We start from the raw sequence: 14,492 nt of genomic DNA on the forward strand, positions 1-14,492 counted from the left end.
GCCAGCGGTTGATTGAACACATCCGACTCAGACACAGGATAGGGAACGTAATGAAGAAACAAATACGTGATCGAGAGCATCATCGCAGGTCACAGGCCTGTGGAGGGTTCGAAACGCGCAAGTTATTTCATTTCGACTCCATAGAGATGGTTCGCGAGTCTGATGCTCTCGACCGCGATCCCGGTAGTCCTCAGCGAGGAGACAGCACCGAGAACCGCTTCCCACACCGTCCTGTCCTCAGAGCCATGGTGCGTGATGGGTGGCAGCCCTTTGTGGAGCTGGCTGATAACCATCAGATCCGCTGGCATCATGGTCTCGCGGTCTTCAAGATCGAGAAGGTTGTGGATGCTGGTGCCGTAGACCTCGGCGAGCAAGGCCAAAAGCTGGGGCGTAGGCCGGCGCCGGAGTGGAACCGGCCAGTTCTCCAGTTCGCTGAGCCAGGGCGCGGTGCGCGTGGCGGCGCCGTCGGGGTCGAGGCCGATGCGGGCGGCGTGAGCGTTGATGTGATCAACCGCTTGCTGCTGGGTCCAGCCATGGGCGACCCGGTGAGCGGCGCGGGGACGGTACTTGTAACGGCGGGCGAACTCGATCGCGATCTCGTCGTGGGACATGCCGACCGCGCGCATCCGCGCTCGCAGCTCGTCCTGCTCCGCCCGCTGGCTCGGCCTACTCACGGTGCGTCCTCTCCGGGCCTGCTCGCCGGACCGCCGTCGGTCCGCCATTTCGGGAGCGTGCAGATCATCGCCAGAGTAATGGGTCCGCCACTGTCGGGCCGGGGCCAACGGCCGAACCTGTGCCGCGCCAGCCATCTCTTGTTCGCCGGGCTCGGAGGAAGTGTCTGATTACTCGGCGCGCCGGCCGGCGCTTTCGCCTGCGAGGTGCGTTCCGAGGCCAATGATCACTCCGTTGCAAGGTGGAGCCACGTGAGACCCGTTCAACCAGGCAGGGCACCAACCATGATGATCACTTGGCGTGGTGGTGTGCGTCATTCCCTGCTGGCCGAATGTTTCCTTCGTAGCGTCATCGCCGGGCTGAGCTGCGGAAATGGCATGAGGTCCTGCGATCTGTTCGGCGCTGGAGGGTCCATCTGTTCGCGCGAATCAGACCGCGTGATGCTCGTGGACACCACTGCCCGGTCGCGGATACGCTCGGCCACGGTGGTCTCCGCCCGGGCGGGCAGCGCGGCGAAGTCGATGATTCTGGCGGTGGGCAGCCTGGTGTCGCGGCCGGGGGTGGCCGGTGCGGCACTGATGTCGGGGTGCTGTCAAGGGGCCGCAGAGGTCTTCGGGGTCACCGGCGGACAGCGGCAATGTGCCGACGAGTGTCGCGGCCGTCAGCCGCTCACCGGGTAGCCGCCTCGGCGGCGGGTCGCCGGGTGATGCGCAGATCGGCCCGGGCCAGGACGGCCGGCATGTTCCGGATCGCGTCGCGGTCCCGATCACGGTCCTCTTCGGTCAGCTCCTCCCAGTCCACCATCGACGGGTGACGCTTGTCCGGACCGAGATCCTCGCGCACCGGACCATAGGAGTAACCCTGCCGCTCCTTGTGCTGCCACCACCGGTCGTGCTCGGCCCGGGCGAGCTCCTCGACTTCGGCGGCGGACAGCGAAAAAGGATCGACAGCCGGATCGACGTCGTGCTCGGCCGGCGTGAACACCCAGCCACGGTTACGCAGCACCGTCTCGTAATGAGCCGCCTGATCACGGTTGGCTTCCCGCAGCGTCTCGGAGAGCTCCGCCCAGGGCCGCAGCCCGGGCCTCGATCCGGCCGCGTGCCGTTTACCGAGCTCATGCTCCAGATAGCGGTCGTGGATCGCCCGGGCGAGCAGCTCCACCAACTCCCCGTCGCCCAGGACCGACGGCGTGCCGCCGGCGCCACCGTCCCCGCCCGCCGCATCGGCCCAGATCGGGCGCGAGGCCCCGATCGGCCGTAGAGCATCCACGCGGACTCCACGCACGGCACGCCTGGCTGTGATCATGACCGGATGTCTCCCTCAGAAACAGACGGTGGACGACGTCCGAACGATCGGCGCCACGAAAACGCTAACCGAGTCCCTTGCTGTCGGTATAGGGATTGCGAGTCCTATGCCCGACATCGGACCCGGCTCGGGCGCCGAAGTCGGCGCCGGCGGGACGGTCCCAGGCCCGCCCGGCCAGCGCGGCCAGCACCGCAGCCAAGGCTAAGGCGCCGAACACCTGGACCAGCGGCCCGAACGCCCCCTGCCCGGATCCGGGCTGGCTGCCCGGCTGCGCCGCCACCCCGATTCCCGCGCCAATCATGGCGACCGCGGCGGAGAGGCCCGGCACCGCGGGCCAGCGCCGACCGACCAGGACGAACACCGGTACGGCCAGCGCCACCGGGCCCGCCACCAGCGCCACCGCCAGCATGGCGAGCACCGTCCACCCCACACCGGCTACCGGCGGGGACACCGCCAGCCGGCCCAGCCGGCGCGGCTGGCCCGGGCGGCGCGACCGGCGCGACCGGCGCAGGCGGCGCGGCCTCAGCAGCGCCGGATAGCCGTTCTCGTCGGATCGTGGCCGTAGCCGGAACCGGGCGGGCAGCACCGCGAGCACGACCAGCACCACGACCAGCAACAGCCCCACCACCAGGTTGCGGCGGTATTCCGCACCGGGCGCGTTGTCGATGACGATCGTGCCGCCGGCGCCGGCCGGGACGATCCAGCCCTGCTGCCAGCCGTCGAGGCGCAACGGGGTCAACGCCGCGCCGTTCAGCTTCGCGGTCCACGAGGAGTTGGCGTTCTCCCGGACGGCGAGGAAGGCGCGGCCACCGGCGCCGATCTGGACCGTCCGGTGCTCCGCCGTCCACTCGTGCACCGTCGTCGCCCGCGGCGTGGCCGCTCTCACCTGGGCGCCCGATCCGACCAGCGCGATCGCGTCGACGAGGATGGAGGTTGGCCCCTGGTCAACGCCGAGCAGGTGCGGCCCCGCCGAGAGCCGCAGCGTGCCGCCGTCGGTGCACAGCGACACCCGCACCGGCCGCACCGAGGTGACGTCGCTCTCCCGGCCGGAGATCCGCAGGGGGTAACGGGTGCCGTCAACGACCAGGGTGGGGCCCCGGCCGCAGTCGACCAGCAACGGAGTGTCACCCGTTGGGGGTGTCCCCCGCGGCGGGGGGATGAAGCTCGCCGAGCCGCTCATCGTGAACGTCATGTCCCGGGGCACCTCGAAGCGCCGGGACAGCGCCAGCTCCTCCGAGCCGCCGAACGGCCGCGCCGGGTCGACCCGCGCCCGGGCCATCGAGAAGGCGACCAGCCCCCCGTCCGGCGCAGCGAAGCGCCGGGCCACGTCGGTGGGAAGCTGCGCGTAGTGGCGGAAGGTGACCCCGGGGATGGTGATCTCCCGAATACCGGCGCCGAGGGTGTCGTCGGTCTCCTGGCCGACCCGCGCGAACGTGATGCGGTACCAGCGGCTCGGCCCCGCCGGGACGGCGAGGCGCTGGATGTCCTCCACCGGACGCACCTCGGTGACCACCGAGCCCGCCTCGCTGGACACCCGCAGCGCCTCGACGGCCGGCCGCCACGAGCCCTCGGACAGCAGCCGCACGTCGAGGTAGGGCACGGTCATCCGCCGGCCGACATCGAGCTGGATCCACTGCCCGGCCGACGTCGTGCCCTTCGTGCGCTGTGCCGTCCACGCGGTCGCGGCGAAGCCGTCGACGGCCGCCGGTGGCGCGAGGTCCGGCGCGGCGAGCAGGTCGTAGCCGTAGGAGGACGCGGTGACGGACATGCCGCCGACGTAACCCGCGACCGTCTGGTGGCCGGCGACGTCGGCCTCGGCCCACTGGTGGGGCTCCCCCGTCTTGCCGACCGCGGTGTCGGTGGGCCCGAGGAGGTACGAATCGGCGTCGTGGACGAGTCCGAAGGTGCTGTCGCGCCGGGTCAGGGTGTCCGTGTCGACCCAGGCGGTCGTCGGGCCGATCACCTCCCCCGGCGCAACCTTGATCGCCGCCGGGCTCGTCGAGGACGTCACGGCGGCGGACGGATCGGCGGCGGAGGACAGATCGGCGAGGTCCGCGGCGAGCACGGCGGCCCGGTCGCTGCTCAGCAGGCCCTGCCCGGCGAGCTGCACCGTCGCCTCCGGGCCGCCGGAGACGACGACGGCGGTGTCCGCCGGGTAGGAGTCGACAAGCTTCGCGCCGCCCGGGACGGTCCAGACCTCCAGCGCGGGTACCCGCGCGGTCGGGTTGCGCAGCTCCGGGACGAGCCGCTCCTTCGCCGAGGCGCGCGCCGGCACCTGCGGGCCGAACGCGGCGGCCAGGGTGAGACCGGAGGAGCGCAACGCCCGGTGGAGCTCGTCGGTGGACGGGGGGACGTCCCAGTTCTTCTGTTCCAGGTCGTTACGCAGCAGGATCTGGCCGATCCCGGCCCGGGCCAGCGCCGGAGCGAGGCCCGCGGCGGACCCGGTGGCGAGCTGGCGCTCGATGCCGTCCATCAGCCGGGTCACGCCCGTGCCACCGAGCGGGATCAGGCTGCGGACCCCCCACGGCGTGCGGGCCAGCCACTGCAGCGGCTCGTCGAGCGGCCGGCCCCACTCGTACTCGGCGAACGGCGAGCCGGGCAGCACCAGTGCCCGGCCGTCCTGGGGATGGGCGGCCAGCCAGTCCGCGGCGGCCACCCAGTAGTCGGGCACCCGGGCGAACGGCCGGGGCTGCAGCACCCTGCCGGCGAGCGCCGGCGTCATGCCGCAGACCAGCGCGGCCACGGTCAGCACAACGGGGACGTTCACCGCGGCGGTCGCGATCATGTCCGCAGCCCCGCCGTGCCGGTGGGAAGCCCCGCGGGTCGTCCATCTCCGCACACGGGCGGTGAGGCTGACAGGTCGGACCGTCAGGGCGTGCGCGATCCCCAACGCGATCGGCAGCCGCACCACCGGCTGGAACTTGTAGACGTTGCGCAGGAAGCCCAGCTGGTCACCGAGCAGGTCCCGCACCGCGCCCGCCAGCGGGCTGCCCGGATGCCCCGGATAGGCCGCGGCCACCGAGACCGTGCCGGCGGCCAACGTCACCAGCAGGAACCGGCGGGCGGGCAGATCGGCCCGGGACAGCCCCCACAGCCCGATCGCCGCCACGGCTGCCGATCCGATGATCGGCACCGGCCGGGACACGTACTCGGTGGCGGCCGGCAGCCAGGGCCTGGGCAGCTGGACGTACGCCAGCCAGTCCGTCGCGCCGCGCAGGGCTTCCGCCACCGACGTCGTCGCCGTGGTCGTCTGGGCGGTCTCGGTGAACGCGAGGAAGTCCAGCCCGTAGCGAGCCTGCACCATCAGCACCAGCAGCCACCAGGCCGAGGCGAGGATGACGGCGACGACCCACCAGGCCCGCAGCGCCCAGGCCCGGCGGGTGCCGCCGGCGAACACGAGGACCACCGCCGGACAGAGCAGGACGCACAGCGTGACCGTCGCATTGATTCCGCCGGTGCCCAGGATGGCGAGTCCGGACAGGGCGGCCGCCCGTCGCGGGGACAGCCGCCGGCCCGGGTCCAGGGCGGGATCGTCAGCAGCATCGACATCATCGGCCGCCGTGGTACTGATGGTCGTGGTGGCGGCCGTGGTACTGGTGGCGGCGGCCGTACCGGTGTCGGCGCCGAGGGCGCCGTCCGGACGCAGCGCGAGGATGAGCGGCAGGGTGATCCACGGGAGCATGGCGGCGCCCGCGAGCGCCACGGAGGTCGCCCCGATCTTGCCGAGGAACATCGGGGACAGGGTGTAGGCGAGTCCGGCGAGCACCCGGGTGTGCGGCACGCCGAGCCGCAGGGCCTCGGCCAGCCGCACGACCCTCCAGGCGGAGACGGTGAGGATCAGCGCGATCCACAGCCGCTGGGTGATCCAGGCGGGTATCCCGAGCAGGTCACCGGCGCCGAAGAACGGTCCCATCGGGAACAGGTAGCCGACGTACTGGTTGGGCAGGTAGCCGAACTCGGCGAGGGAGTTCCACAGATGGGTGGCCCGCCCCATGAAGCCCCACGGGTCGAGGGGGACGTCCAGCTTGGTGTCAGCGGTCAGCTTGCCGGGGGCCTGGAGCAGAGAGAGCACCATGAAGCCGGCGGCCATGCCGAACAGGGGCCACCGTGACGTCCGCGTGTCGCGGCGACGCGGCGACGGCCGGGGAGGGTGACGGCGCGCCGAGGCCCTTCGCCGTCGTGGGGGGCCGGCGGCGGGGGGAGGGATCGCTTACTCCAAAGGATAAGGATGAAGGTCCGGTTCGCCGGACCTTCATACAACCTTCCGGGGCAGCGGGGTCACACCGCCCAGGTCCGCGGGCAGGCGCAGGGGCTTCTCGACGCCCCCCACGGCCGCCGTGAGGGCGGCGGCCGGCGGCCCGGCGGTCACCGGTTCCGCGGGTGCCGGGACGCTCACGGCAGGAGGCGGGACGCGGACCTGGGCTGCGGGGGACGCCCCGTCGCCCGGACGACCGGCGCCGCCGCGGCGGCGGGCGACTGCACCGTGGGACGCGTCACCACGAGGCCGGAAGCGGAGCGGTTCAGGTATCGCCGGGCGCGCATCACGTCGACGAGCATCGCGGGAGTGTGCCGGGTCACCCGGAACGTGCCACCGGGTATCTCCGCCCATCGGACCGGGACCTCGGTGATCCGGTAGCCGATCGACCGGGCGATCGAGAGCACCCCCACGTCGAACCCAAATCCGGAGGAGCGCGCAAGGCTGAACAGCAGCTTGGCCTCGGGACCGCGGAAGGCCTTGAATCCGCATTGGGTGTCGGCGACGTCCAGGCTGGTCAGGGACCGGGTGATCTGGTTGAAGGCCCAGCTGCCGACCCGCCGGCCACTGCTGCGGACCGCACCCGCCCCGACCCGGCGCGATCCGAGCGCCACTTCGGCGTGCTCCAACGCGGCAAGGAGCAGAGGAAGATCATTGACGTCCGAGGCGCCGTCGGCGTCCAGGAAGGCGATCGACTCACCGTGCGCGACCGACACCCCCATGCGGACCGCGGCGCCCTTACCCGAGTTCCACGGCAGCCGCAGGACCCGACCACCGGGCAGATCCGCGAGCAGTTCCTCGGCGATCGCAGCGGTGCCGTCCGTGCTGCCGTCGTCGACCACAATCACCTCGGCATCGGGGATCCTGTGCATGACCGAGATCAGCGGGGGTAGCGAGCCGGGCAGGCGCATCGCCTCGTTGTAGGCGGGGATGACGACGCTCACAGGCACGCAGTCCAAGACTCAACTCCTAGGCCGCGACGACAGAGCCGATGACTGAAGCCACCGAGGCGCAGCGGTTGGTGACGGCTGATCGAGATCAGCAAACAGTTTCAGGTGTTCTACCGAAATGTGGCAAAGCATGCATGCTAAAGTTTCCTTTCGTTTCATTTACTAGCAAGGTGGCACAATGAACATCTATTGAGTACAGATGGACATCTATTGGGCACATGCTGGGCTATCGGACGTTCATCTGTCGATGTGTAGCATACGGATGGGGGAGAACAGCTCGGACAGGGGGTGGCCGATCCCCCCGGATCGCCTCGGATCATCCTGGATCGGGCAGTCGGCGCTGTCGCCGTCGGGCGACCCGCCGGTAGTACACGGGACGGTGAACTTCCGGAAACCTTCGGAAACGCAAGGATGGAGATCAACCTGTCGCGGGGGATAACCGCGCACCGGCGGATTTCCGACGTCTACCCGCGTCACGAGGCCTCCCGAGCGGCCCGCTTCTGGGATGATCCGCCAAGGTTTCCGGCCAGAGCGGATGGAGGAGCCATGCCACGACCCGAGCGCGCAGGCCGGGCCCGGTCGCAGGCGGCCGGGGCGGGCGAGGCGGACGCGCAGCTGCGCGGTCTCATCGACGCGGGTCGCAGCAAGCTGCCCCCGAGAACGGCGATGCGGGCCCGCGACGCCGCCCGGCCCACCGACGCCGACCTCGCCGAGGCCGAGCGATCGATGGTATTGCATCGCGGATCACGCCCCACCCCGGCGACCCCGTCGACCAGCTCCACCGACCCGGTCCACCGCGGCGGCCCCAGCCGTGCCGGAACCGGTCGTGCCGGAGCCGAGAGCGGCACGACCGACCGCCGCGGCCGGGGTACCCGGAGGACCCGCCGACGCTCCGACCGCGGATCCGCCGGACCGCGTGAGAGCGGCCCTACCGAGACCGGGTCCTCGAAGAACAGGTCTCAGGAAGCCGACGACGCCGACCCGGGCACCGACGGCACGTCCCCGGTCCGCTCGTAGGCCGAGAGCATCCGCAGCCGCCGCACGTGTCGTTGCTCCCCGCTGAACGGCGTGGTGAGGAAAACCTCGGCGAACGTCAGGGCCTCCGTGACGGTGTACATGCGCGCGCCGAGGCTCAGCACGTTGGCATCGTTGTGCTGGCGGGCCAGCGTCGCCGTCTGCTCGCTCCACGCCAGGGCCGCGCGCACCCCGGCGACCTTGTTCGCCGCGATGGCCTCCCCGTTGCCCGATCCCCCGATGACGATGCCCACGCTGCCCGGTTCGGCGGCGGTGGCGGCGGTGGCGGCGAGGACGAACGGGGGGTAGTCATCGTCGGGGTCGTACTCGGCAGGACCATGGTCGACGGGCGCGTGGCCCAGCTCCACCAGACGCTCGGCGAGCGCCTCCTTCAGGCGGAAGCCCGCATGGTCAGATCCCAGATGGACACGCATGATGTGCCATCATGCCCGATCACGTGAAGATCGGGTCCTGGTCCCGGGTCCGCTTGAGCTCGTAGAAGCCAGGGGTACCGGCGACGAGCAGAACTCCGTCCCACAGTCGTGCGGCCTCCTCCCCCTTGGGTGCCGGGGTGATCACCGGACCGAAGAAGGCGGTCTCCCCCACGGCGATGACCGGGGTGCCCACGTCCATGCCCACCCGGCCGATCCCCTCGGCATGGCTGGCCCGCACCCGCTCGTCCCAGGCCGTCGAGGTCGCCTCGGCGGCGAGCGCCGGATCGGCACCGGCCTCGGTCAGGGCGGCGACGAAGGTGTTCTCGTCCCATTCCGCCTTGTCCAGGTGACGGCGACGGCCAAGCGCCGTGTACAGCGGGCGCAGGATGTCCGCACCGTGCCGGTCGACGGCGGCGGCGCAGAGCCGCGCCGGCCCCCAGGCGCTGGCCAGCAGCTGCTTGTACTGCTCGGGCATGTCCCGGTCTTCGTTGAGCACCGACAGGCTCATCACGTGCCAGCGGATCCGCACCGGCCGGATCTTCTCGACCTCCAGTAGCCAGCGGGAGGTAAGCCAGGCCCACGGACAGGACGGGTCGAACCAGAGATCGGCGAAGACCGCTTCGGTCGCGTCCGCGGGCAAGGGTACGGGCGTGGGTGAGGGTACGGACGTGGCCGCGGGGGTGTCGAGAGTGTCGGCGCTCATGTGGTCTCCTCGGTCGACGGCACCGTTCGACCGGGATCAACCCGTCAGGGTGGTGGTCACTCCCCGCTCGCGGCAAGATAACCGGCGACCCTGTTCACCATGGCGACGAACGGAACGGCGGCGATGGCACCGGGGATGCCGGCCAACACGCCACCGGCCGACAGCGCGATGACAATCGCGAGCGGGTGCAACCGCACCGCCCGTCGCATGACCAGCGGCTGCAACAGGTGCCCCTCGATCTGCTGCACGGCCAACACGACGCCCAGAATGATCAACGCATCCGGCACGCCGTTCGAGACCAGGGTCACCAGTACCGCCGCGGCGCCGGCCACCGCCGCCCCGACAATCGGGACAAACCCGCCGAAGAACGTCAGCAGGGCCAGCGGCGCGACGAGCGGGACACCCACGCCGACCAGGCCGATGGTGATACCGATCGCGTCGACCGCCGCGACGAAGACCGTCCCACGGATGTAGCCGGTCAGCGTGTTCCACGCCTCCCGACCGGCGCCGCGCACCCGATCCTCCGCTCCGTCCGGGAAGCGGGTGACGATCCAGTCCCAGATACGATCCCCGTCGTACAGGAAGAAGAAGGTCGAGAACAGGGTGACGAGCAGGCCGGCGAGCACCTCGGCGGCCACCGAGGCGCCGGAGATTACCCCGGAGACCAGGCGCCCCCGGTTGTCCGCCAGGCTCTGGCGGATGTCGTCGACCAGATTGTCGATCTGGCTCTGCGACAGGTGGAGCGGACCGTTTCTCAGGTAGCCGCGGATCTGCTCGACGCCCTCGCTGACCTGATCGCTGACCGCGGGGATCTCGTTCGCGGCGTTGAAGCCCACCGCCACCCCGACACCCACGAACACCGCGAAGAACACGAACAGCGCGGTGAGGGCGGCACCCAGCCGGTTCATGCCGAGCCGCTGCAGCCGGTGCGCGAGCGGATGGATGAGAGCGGCGATGAGCAGCCCAGCAATGAGCGGAATCACCACGATCCGGACCCGCCCCACGACCATCAGCAGGATGTAGATGGCCGCGCCCGTGACGATCAGACGCCACGACCAGCCCGCCGAGACCCGCAGCGCGACCGGGATGTGATAGTCGGCCCGCCGAGCCGGGGACTCCCTCCCGCCGGCGGGCTGCGGCCCGCCCGATGGCTCGGGCGTCGCCGCCTCAGGCATCGGCACCTCGGATGCCGCCGCGGTGGACGACCCACCGCCGGCCGGAACGGCTGAGGCCCGGCGAGCCCGATGAAGGCGCCCGGGGACGCGACCGAGCCCCGCCACCCGTCTCACCGGCGGCTCCCTTCCTGCCTTCTTCCCGCCATCCCGCGACCGCGCGGACGTCCCGATCCTCCCGCAAGCGTCCCGCAAGCTGGTCACGCGGAAGATGTCGCCATCGTGCCGCATCGGCGACCAGCGAAAGCGGGTACCCCGCGTCAATCACCACAATCCACCATCTCCGGCACCGGCACCACGGCCGACGGCCCGGCCACCACGCCCCCCGACCACCATGTCCCCCCGCCATCACGCCCCCCGGCGGCGACCGTTCTCCTCATCGGCGTGGGAGACTGGGAACACGGTGATGACCGTGTCGCAGTCCTGCAAGTCCGTGCCGTCCGAAAGGAACCGGGTGCCCAACAACCTCACCCGCGACGAGGCGCGCGAGCGCGCCCGCCTGCTCAACGTCGCCTCCTATGACGTCGAACTCGACCTGACGACCGGCCACGAGACCTTCCGCACGTCGACCGCGGTCATCTTCACCTGCGTCGAGCCCGGGGCGTCGACGTTCATCGAGCTCGCCGCCGCGAAGGTCGACGAGGTCGTTCTCAACGGGGCGCCGCTCGACCCCGCCACGGTGTTCGACGGCGAGCGGATCCGACTCGACAACCTCGCGGAGTCGAACCGGCTCACGGTGGTGGCGGACGGCATCTACTCCCGCACCGGTGAGGGCCTGCACCGCTTCGTCGACCCGGTGGACGAGGCCGTCTACCTCTACACCCAGTTCGAGACGTACGACGCGCACCGGATGTACGCCTGCTTCGACCAGCCCGACCTCAAGGCGACGTTCACCCTCACGGTCACCGTCCCGGCGGAATGGAAGGCGATCTCCAACAGCGCAGTCGCCGCGGTGGCGGAGGCCGCGATCGGGGTGCGCACCATCCGCTTCCTGACCACCCCGGTGATGTCGACGTACATCACCGCGCTCGTCGCCGGCCCGTACCACGAGGTCCGCGACCACCACGACGGCATAGACCTGGGCCTCTACTGCCGCCGATCGCTGGCCGAGTTCCTCGACCCCGCCGAGCTCTTCGAGATCACCAAGGCTGGGTTCGGCTTCTACCACCGGGTGTTCGACTACCGGTACCCGTTCGGCAAGTACGACCAGTTGTTCGTGCCCGAGTTCAACGCCGGGGCGATGGAGAACGCCGGCTGCGTGACCTTCCTGGAGGAGTATGTCTTCCGGGCGAAGGTGACCGAAGCCCGCCGCGAGCGGCGCGCCGAGACGATCCTGCACGAGATGGCGCACATGTGGTTCGGTGACCTGGTCACCATGCGCTGGTGGGACGACCTGTGGCTGCACGAGTCGTTCGCCACCTACATGTCGGTCCTCGCCCAGGTGAACGCGACCCGCTTCACCAACGGCTGGACGACCTTCGCCAACGCGGAGAAGGGCTGGGCCTACCGCCAGGACCAGCTCTCCTCCACGCACCCGATCGTCGCCGACGCCCCGGACATGGACGCGGTGCGGACGAACTTCGACGGCATCACCTACGCCAAGGGCGCCTCGGTGCTCAAGCAGCTCGTGGCCTGGGTCGGCCAGGAGGAGTTCCTCGCCGGGCTGCGGACGTACTTCCGCCGCTACGAGTACGCGAACACGTCGCTGCGCGACCTGCTCGACGAGTTGGAGAACGCCAGCGGGCGGAACCTGACCGCCTGGTCCGCGGACTGGCTGGAGACCACCGGCGCGAACACCCTGCGGCCGCGCTTCTTCACCGACTCCTCGGGCCTGTTCACCTCGTTCGACGTGGTGCAGGAGCCGGCGTCGGCGCCGCCGACCGCCTCGCGCACGCTGCGCCCGCACCGGCTCGCGATCGGCCTTTACGATCGGGACGCCACCGGCGCGCTGGTCCGGCGGGAACGGGTCGAGCTCGACGTGACGGGCAAGCTCACCGAGGTCACCAAGCTTGTCGGTGCCCGCCAGCCGGATCTGATCCTGCTCAACGACGACGACCTCACGTACGCGAAGGTGCGCCTCGACGAGCGGTCGCTGGCCACGCTCGTCGAGTCGATCGGCGCCATCTCCCAGTCACTGCCCCGGACGCTGTGCTGGGCGGCGGCCTGGGACATGACCCGCGACGCCGAACTCGCCGCCCGCGACTACGTCCGGCTCGTGCTGTCCGGGGTGACCGCCGAGGACGACATCGGCGTGGTGCAGTCGCTGCTGGCCAAGGCGGACCTGACGATCGACACTTACGGTGACCCGGCAAACCGGAAGCCCGCGCTGCGCGCGCTGACGGAACGCGCCGAGGAGCTGGCGCGCGCCGCGGCCCCCGGCAGCGACCTGCAGCTCGTCTACACCACCTCCTTCGCCCAGGCCGAGGAGGCCGACCAGGTGGCGCGGATCCGGGCGCTGTTCGAGGGCACCGACATCATCGAGGGGCTCGTGCTCGACACCGAGCTGCGCTGGACCCTGCTGACCCAGCTCGTCGCGCGGGGCGTGTACGCCGACGCCGAGATCGACGCGGAGCTCGCCCGCGACCGCACCGCCACCGGCGAGAAGCGAGCGGCGACCGCGCGGGCGGCACGGCCGACCGCGGCGGCGAAGGCGGCCGCCTGGTCGGCGGTCATGGACTCGGACACCCTGTCGAACCACTTGGCCGCCGCGACGATGGGCGGTTTCTGGATCTCCGACCAGCTCGAGCTGACCCGGCCCTACGTGGACCGTTTCTTCGACGAGATCGCTGGGATCTGGGAGACCCGCAGCTTCGACATGGCTTCTACCATCACCCAGATGCTGTTCCCGGCATCGGTGATCGAACCGGAGACGGTGGCGAAGGTCGACGCCTACCTGGCCGAGCACAACCCGGTTCCGCCCCTGCGGCGGGCCCTGCTGGAAGGCCGCGACGGGCTCGTCCGGGCGCTGGCCGCGCGCAAGAAGGACATCGAGGCGACGTAGCGTACCGTACCCGCATCACGCCGGTCGGAGCCGGCCTGGCCCCGGAGGACCCGGCCGGGGCCGGCTCCTCCGGGGCCAGCGGGGTCAGGGCGTCGGGCTGACCGCCAACGAAGGCTGCGTCGGGGGGAGGGTCCCGGCGGCTGCGCCGCCCGCGCCACCTGCCGCGTCCGCGAGCTGGCGGATACCGGCGATCAGGCCGCCGACCAGGCCGCCCAGCGCGAAGCTGGAGGCCATCGTCAACGCGGCGAGCCCGGCGGCCGAGTCGCCGATCCGCTTCTTGGCGGCCGGGGTCGTGGCGATCCGCACGAACCGCTGCCCGGGCGAGACGAGGATCAGCACAGCGGCATCCCGCCCCGCGTCGTCGACGAGGTTCGCGAGGATCCGCTCGGCGGCGAGCCGGGCGTCGCCGCGCACCGCGCCGATCCGGATGCTGACGTGGATACCGGTATGCGTCTCGGCGAGCTCCCGGGCCCGGTTCAGCCGGTCGAGCTGCTCGTGGGTGAACGGCTCACCAGTTGCCACTGGCACCACCCGCGCCGGGAAGGGCGGTCTTCGCCTGCTCGCCCTCGATCTCCTCCGGCTTGGAGCCGATCCAGATCTCGTCGTGCTCCCAGGGCTGCCCCGGGCGGTAGCGCACCGGCCCGCTCTTGCGGCTCGACCACGCGGCCAGCAGGATCGCGATGACGAACCCACCGACGATGGTGCCGCCGTAGATCGCCCATGACTGCACGGCCGTGAGCGGATCGGGGTTGTAGAGGGTTCCGATCTCCCCGGCCGAGGCGCTCACCGCGAACACCGGCACCGCGAACAGCGCAAGGCCAGCAACGGTGAGAACCCGGCGCGGCGCGATCCTGGATCGCAACCCCGGCGCGGGGTGCGCCCCCGGCCACGGGCGGGAGGTGCCGGCGAACGGCAGCCATCGGGTCTGGCGCGGTCGACGTCGAGTCACGCAGCGAAGATTACCGGGAAATGGGGTTACGGTCCTC

At 71.0% G+C, this 14,492-nt stretch carries 12 protein-coding genes and 1 pseudogene; 3 read left to right on the forward strand and 10 right to left on the reverse strand.

Going from position 1 to position 14,492, the window contains the following annotated elements; all coding sequences use genetic code 11:
* Positions 1-269: 269 nt before the first annotated feature.
* Positions 270-674: pseudogene (locus AC08OQ_RS10505) on the reverse strand (hypothetical protein); the annotation flags it as partial.
* Positions 675-1,109: 435 nt separating this feature from the next.
* Between AC08OQ_RS10505 and AC08OQ_RS10510 the strand changes: the two are divergent.
* Positions 1,110-1,352 carry a hypothetical protein gene (locus AC08OQ_RS10510; protein WP_476600461.1) on the forward strand — a complete coding sequence of 81 codons (243 nt, stop codon included), beginning with the start codon at positions 1,110-1,112 and terminating at the stop codon, positions 1,350-1,352.
* Here AC08OQ_RS10510 and AC08OQ_RS10515 read toward each other — a convergent pair.
* From AC08OQ_RS10515 to AC08OQ_RS10530, 4 genes are all read right to left on the reverse strand, one after another.
* Complete coding sequence (locus tag AC08OQ_RS10515) at positions 1,342-1,941, reverse strand: RyR domain-containing protein (RefSeq protein ID WP_462187820.1); 600 nt, start codon at positions 1,939-1,941, stop codon at positions 1,342-1,344. The genes AC08OQ_RS10510 and AC08OQ_RS10515 overlap by 11 nt on opposite strands.
* A gap of 100 nt (positions 1,942-2,041) precedes the next feature.
* Positions 2,042-6,067: an alpha-(1->3)-arabinofuranosyltransferase domain-containing protein gene (locus AC08OQ_RS10520; RefSeq protein ID WP_476600459.1), complete on the reverse strand. Its 4,026-nt coding sequence runs from the start codon at positions 6,065-6,067 to the stop codon at positions 2,042-2,044.
* 162 nt (positions 6,068-6,229) lie between these two features.
* A complete protein-coding gene (locus tag AC08OQ_RS10525) occupies positions 6,230-6,373 on the reverse strand; it encodes a hypothetical protein (RefSeq protein ID WP_476612014.1) in 144 nt (47 codons plus the stop codon).
* Positions 6,370-7,182: a dolichyl-phosphate beta-glucosyltransferase gene (locus AC08OQ_RS10530; protein ID WP_476600457.1), complete on the reverse strand. Its 813-nt coding sequence runs from the start codon at positions 7,180-7,182 to the stop codon at positions 6,370-6,372. The genes AC08OQ_RS10525 and AC08OQ_RS10530 overlap by 4 nt, the downstream gene beginning before the upstream one ends.
* 546 nt (positions 7,183-7,728) lie before the next feature.
* Here AC08OQ_RS10530 and AC08OQ_RS10535 point away from each other — a divergent pair.
* Positions 7,729-8,199, forward strand: a complete 471-nt coding sequence (locus AC08OQ_RS10535; protein WP_476600455.1) for a hypothetical protein — start codon at positions 7,729-7,731, stop codon at positions 8,197-8,199.
* Here AC08OQ_RS10535 and AC08OQ_RS10540 read toward each other — a convergent pair.
* Genes AC08OQ_RS10540 through AC08OQ_RS10550 form a run of 3 tightly spaced genes read right to left on the reverse strand, consistent with a single transcriptional unit; the run spans position 8,142 to position 10,622 of the window.
* The gene (locus AC08OQ_RS10540) at positions 8,142-8,630 is read right to left on the reverse strand and encodes a ribose-5-phosphate isomerase (protein WP_476600454.1); all 489 of its coding nucleotides are present in this window, start codon (positions 8,628-8,630) and stop codon (positions 8,142-8,144) included. The genes AC08OQ_RS10535 and AC08OQ_RS10540 overlap by 58 nt on opposite strands.
* 19 nt (positions 8,631-8,649) lie before the next feature.
* Positions 8,650-9,333, reverse strand: a complete 684-nt coding sequence (locus AC08OQ_RS10545) for a mycothiol-dependent nitroreductase Rv2466c family protein (RefSeq protein WP_476600452.1) — start codon at positions 9,331-9,333, stop codon at positions 8,650-8,652.
* A 56-nt stretch (positions 9,334-9,389) separates the two neighbouring features.
* On the reverse strand, positions 9,390-10,622 hold the full coding sequence (locus AC08OQ_RS10550) for an AI-2E family transporter (RefSeq protein WP_476600450.1): 1,233 nt from the start codon (positions 10,620-10,622) through the stop codon (positions 9,390-9,392).
* 337 nt (positions 10,623-10,959) lie between these two features.
* Between AC08OQ_RS10550 and pepN the strand changes: the two genes are divergently transcribed.
* Positions 10,960-13,506, forward strand: a complete 2,547-nt coding sequence (gene pepN, locus AC08OQ_RS10555; protein ID WP_476600448.1) for an aminopeptidase N — start codon at positions 10,960-10,962, stop codon at positions 13,504-13,506.
* A gap of 84 nt (positions 13,507-13,590) precedes the next feature.
* Here pepN and AC08OQ_RS10560 read toward each other — a convergent pair whose 3' ends face one another.
* Both AC08OQ_RS10560 and AC08OQ_RS10565 read right to left on the reverse strand, forming a co-directional pair.
* Positions 13,591-14,028, reverse strand: coding sequence for a DUF5130 family protein (locus AC08OQ_RS10560; RefSeq protein WP_462188115.1), 438 nt, complete (start codon positions 14,026-14,028; stop codon positions 13,591-13,593).
* Positions 14,015-14,492, reverse strand: a 478-nt coding sequence (locus AC08OQ_RS10565) for a hypothetical protein (protein WP_462203968.1), incomplete at its 5' end; no start/stop codon positions are given. The genes AC08OQ_RS10560 and AC08OQ_RS10565, both read right to left, overlap by 14 nt.

The sequence above is a fragment of the Frankia sp. CcCS3 genome (genome assembly GCF_977927575.1).